The following is a 15,707-nucleotide window of genomic DNA, read 5'->3' as shown; positions in this document are numbered from 1 at the left end:
CGCTTTTTACTTTTTAATAGTAATTGTCCGTCCGGTAACAAGGTTAAATTCGTAAACCCGGTAAAGGCCATCGTCACTAATTTCTATATTTTCTACCAGGCCTGTTTTGCTAAAGGTATCGGTTACCATATCGCCAATTTTTACATCCTGAAGAATATCGTTTGGCGTATCGTTGTTTAATCTGATCATAAAAGTAAAAGTATCAATTATTAATAAAACTGTAAGATAGTTTAAATGAATTGAAAAGCGGATAGCGTTTGGCGGATGGTGTGTTTGCGGTACATCACGAGTATCTTCATCAAAACTTAAATTCTTAACACTTTTCGCGTGGCGCTAAACGCAACTCGTTTAACTCTCTGTTCTCAAAATCTTCAAGGGCGGTTGGTTCAGAATACTTCTCGTGCTCAACACACCTGTAACTACCACGAGCGATACAATTGAGCCGAACAACAACAGGGTTGGCACAAGAGGAGGTACAAAGGCGGCATCGAAGGTGAATTTAGCCAATGCCCAGCTTCCGCTTATGCCCAGAATTAAACCGGCACCTGCCGCAAAAGCACCTAAAAAGAAATATTCGATCGCGTTTATCGCTAAAATCTGCTTTCTGCTCGCACCCATGGTCCGCAATAAAATGCTTTCTTTTATCCGCTGATTTTTACTGGTTAGCACTGAAGATATTAAGACAATCCATCCGGTTACCATACTAAAGCCTGCCATGAACTGGATTACGAAACCGATCTTACTCAAAAGTTCATCCAGGAGTTTCAATACCAGATCTAAATCGATAACTGATACATTGGGGAATTTTTTTACTACCTCTCCCTGGAAACGAGCTGAAACTTCGCCCGATGGTACCCTGGTCATTAACACATGAAACTGTGGCGCTTCTTCGAGTACGCCAGCCGGAAAAACGACCCTGAAGTTGGTCTGCATCCGGCTCCAGTTTACTTCCCTTAAACTGCCAACAACTGTAGGGATCATCATACCCTGCACGTTAAAAAGGATTTTATCATTCAGACCAACATTAATAGATTGGGCATAACGCTGATCGAGAGAAATATAAACCGTTTCATTCGGTTTTATTTTTCCGGTCCATTTGCCTGCTGTAATTTTCTCTGCTGCCGTTAAAGTATCCTGGTAAGTAGCCCTGATCTCATTGCGGTAAGCTCTTCTGTTATTGGTATCGGCACTGGCTTTCTTTCCATTGATTTCTTCGATCCTCATGGTAATTACCGGTACCTGGTTCATTAACGGTAGCTTGAAAGCTTTGGTTAAACTGTCCAATCCTTCTTTTTGGGTATTTTGGATATCAAACATCACCATATTGGGCTGGTTAGCACCTGATGAAAGCGTAACGCGGCTCATCAATATGCCCTGAACAAAAAACAGGGTGCAGATAAATGCTGTTGATAAACCTATGGAAACCGTAAGCATTAAGGTTTGGTTATTCGGACGGTAAAGGTTAGCAAATCCCTGTCGCCATAAATAACTGGATGAATCAGGTAAGAGTTTTCTCACCAGGAACATCAATAATTTAGACAGCACAATTAACAGCACAAAAGCAATGGCTATGCTCAACGTAAAAGCCAGTGTTTGTATCCAGGTTTTCATCTGCAAATTGGTAAAGCCGGTAATAAAGGCCGCCATTAGCAGGTACACCAACCAGGTGAGCGGATCTCTTTTGCCCCCTGCTTTTTCGAAAGATATCCTGATGGCATTTAATGGAGAAATTTTTCTGACAGATAGGAGTGAAGGGAGCGCAAATAGGATCGAAATAATCAATCCCAGTAAAATTCCCTGACCAACAGCTGGCCAAGAAACTTGCATGGTAATTTCTACCGGCAGAAAATCTTTCAGCACCAGGGGCAATAAAAATTGAATGCCTGTACCCAAAATGGCGCCCAAAACCGAGGCGATTAACCCGATGAAAAACACCTGGATGAGGTAGATTAAAAAGGCATGCCTTGATTTTAAACCTAAACACCGTAATGTGGCAATGGCGCTTAATTTCTCCTGAATGTAAACATGGATAGCACTGCCAACACCAACGCAGCCTAACAGCAAAGCAATAAATCCTGACAAGGCAAGAAATCGGTTTACATCTTTAAACGATCTTCCGGTCTGTTCTTTTCTCGACTCAACTGTATCGGCATCAAAACCCTCTTTTTCCAGCTGAGCATCCTTTTTTTCACCCAGGCATCGATACCAGACGGATCGTTATACCTGAAATAAAATTTATTATTGATGCGGCTTCCGGTTTTAATCAGGTTAGTTTTATCGAGCAGCTGCAGTGGAATATATACTGTTGGGGCAATGCTGGCGCCGATCCCGGTTTGTCCCGGTGCCTTGGTAAGTGTACCCAGGATTTTAAAATTTAGATCACCGACTTTGACTGAATCGCCTACTTTGGCATTAAACTGTAACATCAAAGTTTGATCAACCAGGGCGTTTCTTCCGGTTTGAAAGTTTTTGCAGCTGCCAGCGGAATGGTTTCAATCGTGCCATAATATGGGTAATTGCCTTCAAGGGCTTTCATCTGTACCAAACGGCTACCTCCACTTTTCTGGAAATAGATCATGGAGGCAAATGTTTTCTCCTGCGAGCGCTCATCACCAAGGGTATCGAGCATTTTTGCATCGCTTTGCTTATCCCTTTGCGGCTATCCAATACCAGATCAGCACCCGTAAGTTCTTTGGCCTGTGCATCGATATCCTTTTGCAGGTTATCTTTAAATGAGTAAACGGCAACAAGGGCGGCAATGCCCAAAACGATGGACGAGATAAAGAGCAATAAACGCGCACGGTTTTTCCTGCTATCCCGCCAGGCCATTTTGAACAGCCACGAAAATTTAATGCTTTGTTTCGGGAGGCTATTAAGCATAAGTAGGATTTTCGTCTGAAATGATTGCTCCACCTTTAATTTTGATGCTTCTTGAGGTTCTGGCTGCCAGTTCAAGGTCGTGCGTTACGATGATCAAAGTGGTTCCGGCATCTTTATTTAAATCAAAAAGCAGTTTGATTACTTTTTCGCTGGTTTCGGCATCAAGGTTTCCAGTAGGTTCATCTGCAAAGAGAATGGCAGGTTGGTTGGAAAATGCCCTTGCTAACGAAACGCGCTGCTGTTCTCCACCCGATAATTGGATCGGATAATGATGCGAACGGTCTGCCAGGCCAACTTTATCCAGCAGTTCCAGAGCATGAGCTTTAATATTTTTTGCGCCTCTTAATTCTAAAGGAACCATTACATTTTCCAATGCGGTTAAAGTAGGCAGCAGCTGAAAATTCTGGAAAATAAAACCAACATATTGATTCCTCACAGCAGCGCGCTGATCTTCATTAAGTTTTTCCAAAGCAATTCCATTGAGTTCAACAGTTCCGCTACTGGCCCGGTCTAAACCCGCACATAAACCGAGCAGTGTAGTTTTACCACTTCCCGATGGGCCGGTAATGGCCACGGTTGATCCTGCCGTGATAGAAAAATTAATGTTATCCAAAACGGTGAGTTCCCGCCCGGCACTTTGGTAAATTTTGCTTACATTTCGGATGTTTAATATGCTTTCCAATAGCTGATTTTTTTAGGGTTTGCGTATAGATTTTGGTCAAACATAACAGGGAGCTACCTGTTAGATAATGGTTAACGATAATTAGATATAGATTTATTAGATATGTTACGAAAACGATTAATGGGCCTATTTGTTTTGAGCCTGATCCTCTTAAGCTGTGGAAACCAACAAAGTAAAAGCAATACAGATAAAACTTTAGATTCGGCTGACCAAAAAACATCGGTTGCAGTTGCTAAAAGGAAAAATATCCTCTTTTTTGGCACGAGCTTAACAGCAGGTTATGGACTCGATCCAACGGAAGCTTACCCGGCATTGATCCAGAATAGGATTGATTCTTTAAAAATGCCATACAACGTAATTAACGGCGGTTTAAGTGGCGAAACTTCTGCAGGTGGCAAAGGAAGGATAGATTGGCTGCTTAAACAACCTGTTGATATTTTTGTACTCGAACTGGGTGCTAATGATGGGTTACGGGGTTTGCCAGTGGCACAAACCATCAAAAATTTACAGGATATCATCGATCGCGTAAAAGCCAAATACCCAAATGTAAAACTGGTAATAGCGGGTATGCAGGTGCCACCTAATATGGGCGCTAAATATGCTTCTGACTTTAAAAACATATTTCCTGATTTGGCCAAGAAAAACCAAATGGCTTTGATTCCATTTTTACTGGATAAAGTTGGCGGTGTGCCGAAATTAAACCAGGCAGATGGTATACACCCAACAGCAGAAGGGGATAAGATTTTGGCAGAGAATGTTTGGGTAGTATTGAAAGGGTTGTTGTAGTTTTCTTGTTTTTTTAACCACAGGAGGCCGCGGAGAAAGGGCGCAAAGTACGCTGAGTTGGGTGCAATAATTTAGACTGAGCGTCATGCTGAATTTATTTCAGCATCTTTCCTGCCATAAAGACCCTGAAATAAATTCAGGGTGACGACCGATAATGGCTACAATTAGCTTATTCATATTCTCACTCCTGTCTAAAACTTTTTAACGTGCCATTATTATTAAACTGGATATCATATCGCTCACGGGTGCCGTTTATTGTTCTTGGTGCCCAGCGCATGCGATTATCCCAAATGGTGATATAAGCATTTGATGTTGGCTTTGCACCTTCAATCTGATCAGTTTTAGCATTATAAATCTGTATGACTTTACGTGCGTCTGCAAAATGAATTTCGCTTAAAGGAAATGTCCGCCGTTCGATATCTGTGGCCAACACGGGTTTAGGCGCAGACCATGCTCCCTTCCGATATTCGTAAGCATCAATATATTTAGAGTTTATGGGATGTTGCAACATCAGGTTTATGGATCCATCCTCATAAAAGTGAATGGATTGATATACCAAAATTCCTTTATTTCGGTACTGGGGCAATTTTTTCAGTTGATCTTCTGCCTTTTCTAGTGCTGCAGCACCTAATATTCCCTTTTTAACCTTTACCAGCGGTTTATCTGTATCAATACTTTTGAGGCCGCCTTGTGGCATCTTCATTTCTTTTAGAAACTTGTTTACCCTTTTTTGTATTTCTTTGGCTGCTGAGGGATCATTCTTTTGCTTGAGTAATTCAATGTCCTGGAACATCTCTTTTGCTTTGAGCTCCATTTCGGGTGTATTAACGGTGTTGCCGTTTATCACTATCGTTTTTCCTGCCGGCGCTGTACAGAAGTGGTTGTACTGGTTTTAGTAGTTCCTGTATACTCGCCATTTGTACCAAAGTGATTTTCTTTATTATATTTTTTGGCTAAAGAATCGTTAGGATGAAAGGTCTCATCTACACTTTTGGTGATCTGTCTGCAGCTCAAAGTAAGCAAGCTGAAGAGTACAATCAGGCTATAAAATTGCTTTATGTTTTTCATCAGAATTCTCCTTCAACTTGATTTAAATCTTTCTCGAAAGCAGCTTGCTGTGGATCCTCTTTGAGGTAAAAAATAGAAACATATTCCTGCCTGGTGATATCCAGATCGAGCAGATTTACAATCCTTCTGATATTTACCCTGTGTTTTTGGTAAAACTGATCTGTAAATTCGAGCTCAAAATTGATCATTGGCTGCTCGTTGATGTAGGTTCCATTTTGGCTGGCTTTTAACAATCTGGCGTTAGTTTGTGTACCTCTAAATTTAATCTGGAAAAATTTATCAGGTTTGCCGTTAAACTTTCTGAGGATAAAAGTTCCGAAACCACGGTAAAGAAGAAGCGTAAATGCACAGGTTAATAAAGGATGGCCAATACACATAAAACGCCAGCCCATACCCTCACTTTCCGAATCATAAGAATAAACATAATAAGCAACAACAATGGCAGCAAAGCTTAGCCAGGCCAGGTTAGTAAGAACAATAATCACCTTCCTCATGCTTACCTTTGTAGAGGCAAAAATAAAATAAGGAGCATTTTTTACCTCTTTATCTAACAAAATACCGACGGTTTTGCCAACTTCGTAACGGCGTTCGTAGGGGTTTGCATCTTTTACCGAAGTTTTTACAGTAATAGTACTGCCCACCAGATTTTTAAACTGCAGCGTAAGTTCATAGCTATTGTAGGCTGCTCCCGGTTTCGAAATTTTTACAGATTTTAATATTTTGGCCTCACGTGGTTCGCCGGTGGTTTTAAGTTTTTCTATGTTCCGTTTGATCAAAAAGTTGCGGACTACCCATTTCCGGTAATAACCAATTAACAATACGGTCCATAACAGGATAGATATGACAAACAAAGCAAGCGAATACCATGGATTGCTGTCCATCAGGTTGGGCATGTTTTCGCTTTTGATCATGTAATATAAAAACATGGGGAATGGGAAAGCGAAAAAAAACATGTAAATGATCGAGAATATCGAAAGTCCTTTACTGATGTCGTAGTTCATTACTGCTTATTTAATTTTAATATTTTGTATTGTTCAAAACTTGGTCCATAGAAGAAATCGATGATTTTTGGATCTGTTATGTGTATACCGAGTATTGATAGGAGCTTTTTTGTGTCATGGAATGGATGTTAGGTTTCTTAGTTTATCATACGCTATGGTGGATTATTTTTTCTATTTCCGTTAAAATCTCTGTTTCAAATGTCTCTTGTCTTATCTGGCTTTTTCGGTTACTGCCAAAGGGTTGACTAATAGCGAAGCTTTTGCCATATTTATTCTGTTTATGCGATAAGGCATAATGTAGCAGGCCACCTTCTTGTACCTGAAGGATATGCACGTCTTCAAAAGCCATAATTTTACGGGTAAATAATCCAGGGATTTTTTTAGATACCTGTCTTGTGTATTGATCAAAAATATAGGTAACATTAAAATGGAATATGAAGTCATAAAGTGCTGTTAGCGCCGATACTAAACCAATGGCCATTACAGCCCAGTGAGTATCATGGTAGAGATGAAGCATTGGGGTTACCACAAATATTCCTACCGCAAGGAAAGTAAAAAACAAAATTTTGCCTTTGTAATCTCGTTCAGGCTGAAAACTTAGACGCCACTTTCTATTTTTTGGTTATATCCTGTCATAATTAGTGTTGCAATTTTAATTTTGTGACGAGCCCATTATCGTACTTACTTCTTCACTAAGTTTTTGCAGGGGTTTTGCGGTAAATAAAGTTTGTGCCAGTAAAATATGTCTGATTTTATTGCCCTTTCTCATTACCATAATGGCCTGAATACTTACGGTAATGAAATAGCTTTTTTGTTTTGAGATGAGGAAATGGTCAAAATCATCAAAACTATAACTGACCGGGGCGCTAAAGAAAAAACGCTTACGTTGTATCTCACGGTTGTGCTGATCAAAAGCAATAAAGCCTGTTGTACGTAAGATACCCAATAGGCCTATAAGGGCGAAGAAAGTAACATATAAAAATGTTGCCCTGCTGGTGCTGTATATCAATATGGCTATTATGGCCGCAACACAACCAAAAGTAATGGTGTAAAAAAGTCCTTTTTGTACTTTTAGTTTATAAGTATTACCTTCTTGTTCGAAATATTTAAATGTTTGCATGTTGGTTTAATTGCTTGAAAATGAATTTGATATTCTGTAATATCGATCGTTCTTTTTAGTCTACATTAAAATACTGTCCAAACCATTTATCAAATTTTTCTTTGTATTTTTCCTGGGCTGTTTTAATCAGACTGTCAGGTTCTTCAACCTGCCCGAGGTTATAATCGCCTTTCATCCATTTTAAATATTCGCCTAAATCTTCAGGCTCTTCATAGCTGTTGTCATCTTTATAGAAATAAGTTTGATCATATTCCACCCAGATTTCGGTACCGTAGGTGAGCAGGTGCAAAAGCTGTAAAATGTTTTCCGCAACAACATGAACACCACCTTCATCGCCAAAAACTACGATAGGCATCTGGTTTAAGGGGTTGTTCGTTCCATCTTTCCAAATGGCATAAAATGAGCCTGTACCATTGGCCTGGGCAAAAGGGAATAATCGGTTTAAAAAATCTGCATCTTCGCTCCAGCTACGTAGTCCTGATTTATCGTCGATAAAAACACCAAAACCATTCGAATAATTTTCAAAAGAGGAGATATTATTCTGGAAATAAATCAGTTTTTCAAGTTCGACAGGGATTTCTGTTAATCCTAAATTTTGTTTGAAATCGGTGATGTTGATCATGGTAGGTTAGTTAATGATAGAGTTATTGAATGAAAGAATGAGTGAAGCATTAACAACTAAAAAGGCATCTTTTTTACCTCAATGCCATTATCCTTTGCATAAGCTTCTGCAATGTCCCAAAGCGTATTGTATTTTTGTACAAAGGCATCATAACTTTTGTTATCCATTTCGGTTATGGCCACACTAATATCGTTTTCCGGTGCATGGCTATCGATCATTTTTGCAACCATCAGGTGGTCGGTTTCATAGCTTCTTAACACAAAGGCATAAAGATCAAGCGCCGCATCAATCATTGGTTTTGTTTTTTTAGTGGGCTGTAGATCTTTTATCTTTTTAACATTAGCCACTACTGTTGCGATTGAGTTATTTCGAAGATATTTCTCACAGGTGTTAAAATCTGGCGTGTTTGTGCCTCCCTTAACATATCTTAGATAAGTATTGAAATATTGCCCGCCAAAACGCGATATGGAATTGGTATTCAATGCTACCCGGTCAAAATATTCTTCGGGTGTGTTTAATGAAAATTCGCATGCGGTGATGGTTAAAACCATCACCATTAGCATGACATTTTTGAATTTGAGGCGCATAAACTTCTTATTAATATTTACTAACGAATGAAGACTTGTCTTCAAACCATTTACCAATAAGTGGAATAGGTTTTAATGCACCATTGGCGGCATTGATAATCCCTATGATCCAAAGAATGATAAATGCATAACCCACAAATCCTAAAAAAGATAAGGCAGGTACGATACTGGCAACTATGGTAAAGGCTATATTGAAAATAATGCTGACAATAGCAAGGCCTAATGACTGTCTTAAGTGGTATTTAAGCAAAGTATCAGCTTTATCTTTTCCAATAAAATAAGCTACTAACCAACCAATAATGGTAATGTAAGAAACGATTGAAAGGGTTTTGTTGTCCATGATTTCTGTTTTTTAGATTGAAAATTATTTGATTCAAAGTTGAGGCTAATCCTTAGGTTTTTAAAGCTTTTGCCGCCTACAGAGCATCTACTGCATTTTATAAAAACGTCTACAATACATCTACAGGTTTGCTTAATATCTTGTTTTACAGTGTTTTGTTGATTTGTTTTATTTTTGTTTTTCGTCTACAACTATATTCTGCCTTCAATCTTTATGCTAATTTTACGATATGAAATACCTGGCGCTGAAAAACATAATATTCTTAACAGGCATATTTTTTTGCTGTTTTAAAGCTGGTGCGCAGACTATATTGGATAGTACAGCGCTCGGTAACCTTAGTGAAAAGGATAAACCTGCCCTGCTCTCCCAGCTGGCAGAGCGGAGCAGGATCAATGGCGATTATATGAGTGCTATCGCAAAGGCGCAACAAGGAGTTGCTATAGCTTTAAAGTTTAAAAACTTCACCGAAGCCACAAAGGCTTATACCGTTAAGGTGAGTGTGTACGCCACTACTAAACAATTTATATTGTCAAAAAAAGCAAGTGATAGTACTTTGTCCCTCGCACAACAATCGCACAAGCCCATTGCACTAGCCTACGCTTACTATGCGCAGGCCTTATTCTATAATGCCATTGATAATAGCGAGCAGATTACCAAATACTGTCAGCTGGCACTGAAATCATTGGGAAAAGAACCTGATCCTTACCTTAGTGCCAAGATATACTATCAGTTATATATGCTCAACTCACGTCGGGATGACGTTAAAAATGTGAACAAATATGCACAGGCTGCAACTGATAATGCCTTACAAACTACCGATTACAACCTGTTGAGCAACTGTTATATCGCTTTATCAGTTGCTGCCGATTATAATTATGCCGGTACTAAAAAAGAAGTTTTCCGGGATAGCGTCCTCTATTATTTAAATAAAGCACAAAGCCTTTATGAGCAGTATCCTAAATACGTTGCCAGAAAAACGTATGGCATTGCCTGTATCAACGTTGCCGATTATTATTTAAGATATTTCTCTGATACAGATCAGCAGGCAAAAAACAATGCCATCCGTTATGCCGGTATGGCGAATGAAGTAATGAAAGGGGCAATAAATGGTGAGGAGATCAGAGCAAGCAGTTTGGGGATTTTAAGCGAATATGCCAAGAGAGATAAAAACTTTGTAATGGCGGAAGCTTATTTGCAAGAGGCTTACAGCGTAATGATCAGTAAAAAGGTACCTTATTATTATACTTTAATTAATATAGTAACTGCGCTCTCCAGTTTTTATGAGCAAAGGGGGAACTATGAAAAAGCGCTCGAATTCCAGAAAAAAACAACAGAATACAGTAATAAACTATTTGATGAAAAAAAGACCTTAAATGCCCAGAAACTGGAGGTACAGTACGAAACTGAAAAAAAAACAATGAGGTTAAGCTATTAAAGCAGAGTGAGCAATATGCGAGGCAGCAAAAGTACCTTTATATCGGTATTGCAGTTGCTTCGGTACTGGGTCTGATATTTATGTTCCGTTCTTACCACTTTAGGTTAAGGTATTCATTACAGCGCGAAAAGCAATTGCATTTGGAAAAACAGGACGCTGAACTGCAGATGAAATTCGAAAAAGAAGAGCAGGCGAGGCTAAAGGCAGAACAGCTGTTATTGGAAAGCCAGCAGCAACAATTGCAGAAAGAAGTTATGGCCAACCAGTTACAGCTGGAACATAAAAAGGAAATGCTTTTTCAAATCAAGGAAAAACTGAGCGATAACCATCAGCTCAACATCAATAAAATCTGGAACGAAGAACTGCTTTTGGATAACGACTTCGAAGAAGCTAAATTTCAGATCCAGCAGGTACACCCCGAATTTTTCTCTTTGTTGAACCAAAGGGCGCAACAAAAACTTACCGCGCTTGATCTAAAACTTTGTGCTTACCTCCATTTAAAAATGGACGCCAAAAAAATTGCCCAGCTCATGCATATCGAAGCCAAAAGCGTGCGTATGAGCCGCTACCGGATAAAGCAAAAGTTGGGTTTGGGTAAGGATGAAGACCTGAAGCTGTTCTTGCAGGATATGGGCTAGCATGCACTTTAGGGCATTAATCCAAGTGGTTGACCGAATTAAACCGTTTTTGTATTTCGGATAATTGCTTTTCTCTTTTATTAATTAGTTTATGCATTTCCGATTTGTACTTTAATAATTGCCCCTGTTTTGCTATCGCATTATCCCTCAACTGCACCGTATTTGCTTTATTCTGACTTAACTGCTGTATGGCGATTTCATGGCGATCAAAAATTTCCAGCTGTTTAACCGCTTCGTAATAGCTAATTGCTACTTTTTTTAAAGCATTGCCATATTTGATATCATTTGTTTCTACAGCATTTATTTTATTGATAATCTGATTAAAAGCCCGTTCCTCTTCGTCAACCACCTGAAGGGCGCATTTAAAATCGCCATCAATTACACATTTGAGTTTTTTTTCGTTAAGGCCGTTTTTGCCCGCCATCATATTAAATACAGTCCTTTCGGCTGATCCAAGGACTGTATTTAGATGTTTTGCTTTTTTTGACTGACAAGAGATTAAACTTAAAATCAGCAGCGCTAAAAGGATATTTCTTCTTATCATAGCTTTTAAATGATTAAGTATTCAAAAATTCCGGATATGATTTACCAATCCTGAATTTTGAATATTATTTCCGGTTCAGGTCGGTAATTAGCAGGGGATTATCCTTTTTCAGATTTTCGATCAGTTCCTCCACAGCCCCAATGGTGGGATTTTTTTCAGTTCTTCTACCTCAGCATCGGTAATGCCAACCAATTGGAGAAAACTGAGTTCGCCATGAGGGGTTTCAATTTTTCCCAGTTCCGGATCCAATGCAAAAACAAAGCCCGTTATTTGGGTATCAGTATTTAATCTTATTGGTCCATTGGCAGGGATGAAATGGTTCTCCTCGAACCATTTACCACTCGAAAACACATACCTGGCTAAATTATTCATCACCTGTATGGCCCAGATGGGATCGTTTTCATCATCTTTAAATGGCGCTAACCTAAAGGTAAATTCAAAACCCCACTTGCTAAATTCACCACCTGCCTTTTCTTCATTATAATACAATTCGCTCATGCCATAGCTGATGATATGGCGGTGAAAGCTTTGGTGGTTGCTATCGTAAATACTGGCCCCATCTATCGGGTCGGTTCCGCCAGCCACATAATGGATTCCACACAACGGCGGGTAATGGCGTGCTTCGGAAGTGCCATAAATTTTTTCAAGTTGATCATCTATTGCCTGCCATCCAGGGGTATCATCGGTTGTAAACTGTTGTCTGTATTTTTCAATGGTCATCATAAGGTTGATTAAATTTTAAAATGCTTTCAAAGATTTTGCCATTTTAATTTTATATGGGGCTGCTGCAGTTTTAAATCTGCACACCGATAACAAAAAAGCTACTGTCTGAAATACCATTTTCTTTTTAAAGATGTTTAAGTTCAGGCAGTAAAGTTGAATTTCCTTTCAAATACTTTTCCAATTAATGGAACAGGCTTCTCTAAACCATTATTGGCGGTTACTATGCCTAATAACATTAAGATAAAAGGGACCAATAAAATAAGGTAAAATACAAAACCTAAGGAAGGGATTATGGCCAGAATTATACTGCTCAGGACACTCAAGAGGATGGAGGTAATAATAATCCCAAGCGACTGACCCAAATGATAACTGGCCAGGGAGCTTTTTTCGGTCGATTTTTTAAATTCCAGGTAAGAAATGATCCATCCGATGAGCGTAATGTAGGCAACTACTGCAATTGTTTTCTGTTTCATAGGTTTAAATTTTAATGAATTGAACAATACAAAATTACTGGAGCCTTTGTGCTTAACCAAGAAAAGGGACCCTACACTGCGACTACCAATTTTTGAAATGGTGTCTACAAGGAGACTACAAAATCCTTTAAAACGGTTTAATTTTAATTATTTGTTGTAATTCTGTTCCTGTAAAATGTTTCTTTTTTATTTTTGATTATGCAGCTACCACTGAAAAAATTATTAAATGTCTTACTTTGTCTTTTACTTTTTTTAAAAGTGCTGAAGCACAAAAGATCTATATCGATTCCTTAAATAATTTGTTGGCACAGAACAGCATTTCTAAAGAAGAAAAGGTTAATCTGCTCTGCAAACTGGCTAAGGCAAATTTTGAAAAAAACCTTCAGCTTTCTTTTCAACAAGCCAATGAGGCCCTTAAGGTTGGAGAAGGGTTAAGGGACGGAAAAAGTAAAGCCATGGCTTATGCGACACGGGTTCATTTGTATGTGTGGAAAAAGGACTTGAAAAGTGCCTATGCAAGTTTAGATAGCGCCATGTACTACGCTCATAAAACAAAAGATCGCGTTGCACTGGGTTTTGTATGGTTCAGAAGTGGTTGGTTAGACCTGGTGAACGATGATAATGATAAATCAATAGCAAAGCTGCTTAAAGCCCTGGATTTTTTAAAGGGCCAGCATGCAGATGAATACGAAAGTACGATATACCATTATCTGGCCAGTTTTTATGGCTATGGCAATGATCCGTCAAAACAACAGAAATATGCCCGTTTATGTTATTTAAGTGCAATTGAAAGTAAACAGATTGACCTGTTGAACAACGCTTATCTTACTATCGGGCAAACTTATTTTGACCGATTTAAGCTTGATACGCTGAAACGCAATTTGCTCGACTCGGCATTGTTTACCTATAAAAAATCACTCCAGCTTTCAAAAAAGCAGGAGGGCCGCATGCTCATTTACAGTAATACTGCTGCGGCAGCTTTAAATACTGCCAATGTATATTTTCAATACTTTCCGCCTTCATACCGCGATAGTGCCGAAAAATATGTCGATATCGCAATGGGTATTGCTACAAAAACAAATTTACTGGAAGTTTTATTAAACTGCTACGGCTTAAGGAGCGAATATGCACTGCGCGACGGAAACTATGATGAAGCAGAAAAACTATTACTCACCGGATTGGCTAAAATTTCTGGTGGCGTAGTAAAAATGCCGCTAACTCAGGCCAGGATATATCAGGGGCTCGCAAGTATTGCCGAAAAAAAGGTAATCAGCAGGCTGCCTTAAACTATTTGAAGCAGTATTTTAATTATTATAAAAAGGCTTTTGATGAAGAAAAAATTAACAGCACCATTAGGATAGAAGCACAATATCAATCAGAAAAAAAGCCCAGGAGATTGCCTATTTGCACCAACAGACCAAGTATACCAAAAAACTGAATATTTTTTACATTATTTCGGGATTGACGGGAATTGCTGCATTGCTTTTATTGCTCATGTCTTACAATTATAAGCTAAAGGCATCAATTAGAAAACAAGAGCTGATTGATCAGGAAAAAAGGCTGCAGAATTAAGGGCACAGTTAAAAGAGGTTGAAGCGATGCAACTTCAAACTGAGCAGGTTTTACTTAAAGAGCGTCAGGAGCGATTGGAGAGAGAAGTATTGGCCAGTAATTTACAAATTGAAGAAAAAAATGAACTACTGGAGCTTATACCAGAAAAGATAAATATTGAAAGCCACCTTTCGCTTGATGAACAGATTAAACGGATTGTGAATCAGCAGAAAAGGATGGATAAAGAATTTGAAGAACATAAGACAGATTTTTTTGATACTAATCCTGCTTTTTTTGAACGCCTGCAAGAGAAAGCAAACCAGACACTTACGCGGCTTGATTTAAAATACTGTTCTTATATGCTGATGGGTTTAACCAATAAAGAGGTTTCCATCCGTTTAGGTATCGAACCGAAAAGTGTGCGTATGAGCCGTTACCGGATTAAACAAAAATTGGGTTTGGGAAAAGAAGAGGATTTGAACCTGTTTCTGCAGCAGTTAGGATAAGTGCCAGGTAGATTCAATAAAAGAAGGGCGAAACAATATTTTGAAAAAAGCCTTTCCCGAAAACAAAACCTCGGGATAATAAATATTGATTGCATGATTTTTAAACACGATCAACAACCTCTAAAATACGTCTTAACCGTTCCGATACCGTTGTATCGCCAACAATTTTTATTACAGGGCAGTTCAGGCTTTCCAGCCAACGTTCGTGGATCCCGATATTTCGGCCTGTAAAAGAACGGTCGTCGTATTTTGATGCCCAATCTATAAATTCCAGGAATAATTTGTGCCGTCGCGCATCTTCATAAATCTGATTTCCATAACGTTCTATTTCCCTTTGCACCAGGCGTTCCATCCTGATTTCTTTTGGCAGGTAAAGGAAAACCGCAAGGTCAAACATTTGTTTCCATTCCTCTCCCCAGCTTACCAGCGAGCCGCCCACAATATAGTTTTCTGATTTTCTTAATTCGTCCTTAAGCAACCTGCTCCGTAATTCGGCTTCTCTCTTTACGGTATATGGAACAGCAGATTTTTCCCAGAAAAAACTATCTGTATCAAAATAAGGGATATTTAACCGGACAGATAAAGTTTCGCCCAAAGTGGTAGAGCCTGCACAGGATGCACCAAGGATGTGGATTTTCATGGCATAAAGATATTGCAAATTGTTTTATCGTTTTGTTAAAACTTGTAAATGTGGTGAGGTTAAAGGCATCTTCTTTTGGATAACTTCTCATTAAAAAGGGTATATTTAAGG

23 protein-coding genes are annotated in these 15,707 nt (G+C 38.9%); 5 read left to right on the top strand and 18 right to left on the bottom strand.

The genetic code is table 11. The annotated features are described in order from the left end of the window. Positions 1–6 precede the first annotated feature (6 nt). From ACQ86H_RS22490 to ACQ86H_RS22465, 6 genes are all read right to left on the bottom strand, one after another. Entirely contained in the window at positions 7–189 is a 183-nt protein-coding gene (locus ACQ86H_RS22490; protein ID WP_431292558.1) for a hypothetical protein, read from the bottom strand. A gap of 159 nt (positions 190–348) precedes the next feature. Then, positions 349–2,082 carry an ABC transporter permease gene (locus ACQ86H_RS22485; protein ID WP_431292557.1) on the bottom strand — a complete coding sequence of 578 codons (1,734 nt, stop codon included), beginning with the start codon at positions 2,080–2,082 and terminating at the stop codon, positions 349–351. 14 nt (positions 2,083–2,096) lie between these two features. Then, positions 2,097–2,426 carry a hypothetical protein gene (locus tag ACQ86H_RS22480; protein ID WP_431292556.1) on the bottom strand — a complete coding sequence of 110 codons (330 nt, stop codon included), beginning with the start codon at positions 2,424–2,426 and terminating at the stop codon, positions 2,097–2,099. Beyond that, positions 2,426–2,578 carry a hypothetical protein gene (locus tag ACQ86H_RS22475; protein ID WP_431292555.1) on the bottom strand — a complete coding sequence of 51 codons (153 nt, stop codon included), beginning with the start codon at positions 2,576–2,578 and terminating at the stop codon, positions 2,426–2,428. Before ACQ86H_RS22475 ends, ACQ86H_RS22480 begins: the two co-directional genes overlap by 1 nt. Then, the gene (locus tag ACQ86H_RS22470) at positions 2,575–2,880 is read right to left on the bottom strand and encodes a hypothetical protein (protein ID WP_431292554.1); all 306 of its coding nucleotides are present in this window, start codon (positions 2,878–2,880) and stop codon (positions 2,575–2,577) included. The genes ACQ86H_RS22475 and ACQ86H_RS22470 overlap by 4 nt, the downstream gene beginning before the upstream one ends. After that, positions 2,873–3,562, bottom strand: coding sequence for an ABC transporter ATP-binding protein (locus tag ACQ86H_RS22465; protein ID WP_431292553.1), 690 nt, complete (start codon positions 3,560–3,562; stop codon positions 2,873–2,875). Before ACQ86H_RS22465 ends, ACQ86H_RS22470 begins: the two co-directional genes overlap by 8 nt. Positions 3,563–3,682: 120 nt before the next feature. On the opposite strand from ACQ86H_RS22465, the gene ACQ86H_RS22460 reads away from it, so the two are divergent. After that, positions 3,683–4,348 carry an arylesterase gene (locus ACQ86H_RS22460; RefSeq protein ID WP_431292552.1) on the top strand — a complete coding sequence of 222 codons (666 nt, stop codon included), beginning with the start codon at positions 3,683–3,685 and terminating at the stop codon, positions 4,346–4,348. A gap of 181 nt (positions 4,349–4,529) precedes the next feature. Here ACQ86H_RS22460 and ACQ86H_RS22455 read toward each other — a convergent pair whose 3' ends face one another. The 8 genes from ACQ86H_RS22455 to ACQ86H_RS22420 all read right to left on the bottom strand — a co-directional run bounded on the left by ACQ86H_RS22455 (position 4,530) and on the right by ACQ86H_RS22420 (position 9,086). Then, positions 4,530–5,195, bottom strand: coding sequence for a hypothetical protein (locus ACQ86H_RS22455; RefSeq protein ID WP_431292551.1), 666 nt, complete (start codon positions 5,193–5,195; stop codon positions 4,530–4,532). After that, positions 5,195–5,416, bottom strand: a complete 222-nt coding sequence (locus tag ACQ86H_RS22450) for a hypothetical protein (RefSeq protein ID WP_431292550.1) — start codon at positions 5,414–5,416, stop codon at positions 5,195–5,197. The genes ACQ86H_RS22455 and ACQ86H_RS22450 overlap by 1 nt, the downstream gene beginning before the upstream one ends. After that, positions 5,416–6,417, bottom strand: a complete 1,002-nt coding sequence (locus tag ACQ86H_RS22445; protein ID WP_431292549.1) for a hypothetical protein — start codon at positions 6,415–6,417, stop codon at positions 5,416–5,418. Before ACQ86H_RS22445 ends, ACQ86H_RS22450 begins: the two co-directional genes overlap by 1 nt. A gap of 145 nt (positions 6,418–6,562) precedes the next feature. Beyond that, a complete protein-coding gene (locus ACQ86H_RS22440; RefSeq protein WP_431292548.1) occupies positions 6,563–6,979 on the bottom strand; it encodes a hypothetical protein in 417 nt (138 codons plus the stop codon). A gap of 90 nt (positions 6,980–7,069) precedes the next feature. Further along, positions 7,070–7,537 carry a hypothetical protein gene (locus ACQ86H_RS22435; protein ID WP_431292547.1) on the bottom strand — a complete coding sequence of 156 codons (468 nt, stop codon included), beginning with the start codon at positions 7,535–7,537 and terminating at the stop codon, positions 7,070–7,072. A gap of 55 nt (positions 7,538–7,592) precedes the next feature. Beyond that, positions 7,593–8,159 carry a hypothetical protein gene (locus tag ACQ86H_RS22430; protein ID WP_431292546.1) on the bottom strand — a complete coding sequence of 189 codons (567 nt, stop codon included), beginning with the start codon at positions 8,157–8,159 and terminating at the stop codon, positions 7,593–7,595. A gap of 56 nt (positions 8,160–8,215) precedes the next feature. After that, positions 8,216–8,746, bottom strand: a complete 531-nt coding sequence (locus tag ACQ86H_RS22425) for a hypothetical protein (protein ID WP_431292545.1) — start codon at positions 8,744–8,746, stop codon at positions 8,216–8,218. A gap of 10 nt (positions 8,747–8,756) precedes the next feature. Continuing rightward, on the bottom strand, positions 8,757–9,086 hold the full coding sequence (locus ACQ86H_RS22420) for a DUF4870 domain-containing protein (protein WP_132400116.1): 330 nt from the start codon (positions 9,084–9,086) through the stop codon (positions 8,757–8,759). A 229-nt stretch (positions 9,087–9,315) separates the two neighbouring features. Here ACQ86H_RS22420 and ACQ86H_RS22415 point away from each other — a divergent pair, with 229 nt between their 5' ends. After that, a complete protein-coding gene (locus ACQ86H_RS22415) occupies positions 9,316–10,521 on the top strand; it encodes a hypothetical protein (RefSeq protein WP_431292544.1) in 1,206 nt (401 codons plus the stop codon). A 140-nt stretch (positions 10,522–10,661) separates the two neighbouring features. Then, entirely contained in the window at positions 10,662–11,159 is a 498-nt protein-coding gene (locus ACQ86H_RS22410) for a helix-turn-helix transcriptional regulator (RefSeq protein WP_431292543.1), read from the top strand. A gap of 16 nt (positions 11,160–11,175) precedes the next feature. On the opposite strand, the gene ACQ86H_RS22405 is transcribed toward ACQ86H_RS22410, so the two are convergent. The 3 genes from ACQ86H_RS22405 to ACQ86H_RS22395 form a co-directional block, all read right to left on the bottom strand. Then, positions 11,176–11,703 (bottom strand): hypothetical protein, encoded by a 528-nt coding sequence (locus tag ACQ86H_RS22405; protein WP_431292542.1) that lies wholly within the window; start codon positions 11,701–11,703, stop codon positions 11,176–11,178. A gap of 120 nt (positions 11,704–11,823) precedes the next feature. Then, a complete protein-coding gene (locus ACQ86H_RS22400) occupies positions 11,824–12,426 on the bottom strand; it encodes a suppressor of fused domain protein (RefSeq protein WP_431292541.1) in 603 nt (200 codons plus the stop codon). Positions 12,427–12,566: 140 nt separating this feature from the next. Further along, positions 12,567–12,899 carry a DUF4870 domain-containing protein gene (locus tag ACQ86H_RS22395; RefSeq protein WP_138820443.1) on the bottom strand — a complete coding sequence of 111 codons (333 nt, stop codon included), beginning with the start codon at positions 12,897–12,899 and terminating at the stop codon, positions 12,567–12,569. Positions 12,900–13,135: 236 nt separating this feature from the next. Between ACQ86H_RS22395 and ACQ86H_RS22390 the strand changes: the two genes are divergently transcribed. Both ACQ86H_RS22390 and ACQ86H_RS22385 read left to right on the top strand, forming a co-directional pair. After that, the gene (locus ACQ86H_RS22390; RefSeq protein WP_431292540.1) at positions 13,136–14,185 is read left to right on the top strand and encodes a hypothetical protein; all 1,050 of its coding nucleotides are present in this window, start codon (positions 13,136–13,138) and stop codon (positions 14,183–14,185) included. Between the two features lie 312 nt (positions 14,186–14,497). Beyond that, positions 14,498–14,956 (top strand): helix-turn-helix transcriptional regulator, encoded by a 459-nt coding sequence (locus tag ACQ86H_RS22385; protein WP_431292539.1) that lies wholly within the window; start codon positions 14,498–14,500, stop codon positions 14,954–14,956. A gap of 100 nt (positions 14,957–15,056) precedes the next feature. Here the strand turns inward: ACQ86H_RS22385 and ACQ86H_RS22380 are convergent, their stop codons facing one another. Beyond that, positions 15,057–15,596 (bottom strand): AAA family ATPase, encoded by a 540-nt coding sequence (locus tag ACQ86H_RS22380; protein WP_431292538.1) that lies wholly within the window; start codon positions 15,594–15,596, stop codon positions 15,057–15,059. Between the last annotated feature and the right edge of the window lie 111 nt (positions 15,597–15,707).

The sequence above is a fragment of the Pedobacter sp. P26 genome (assembly GCF_050632135.1).
Classification (GTDB): Bacteria; Bacteroidota; Bacteroidia; order Sphingobacteriales; family Sphingobacteriaceae; genus Pedobacter.
This window is presented reverse-complemented; position numbering and strand designations above follow the sequence as displayed.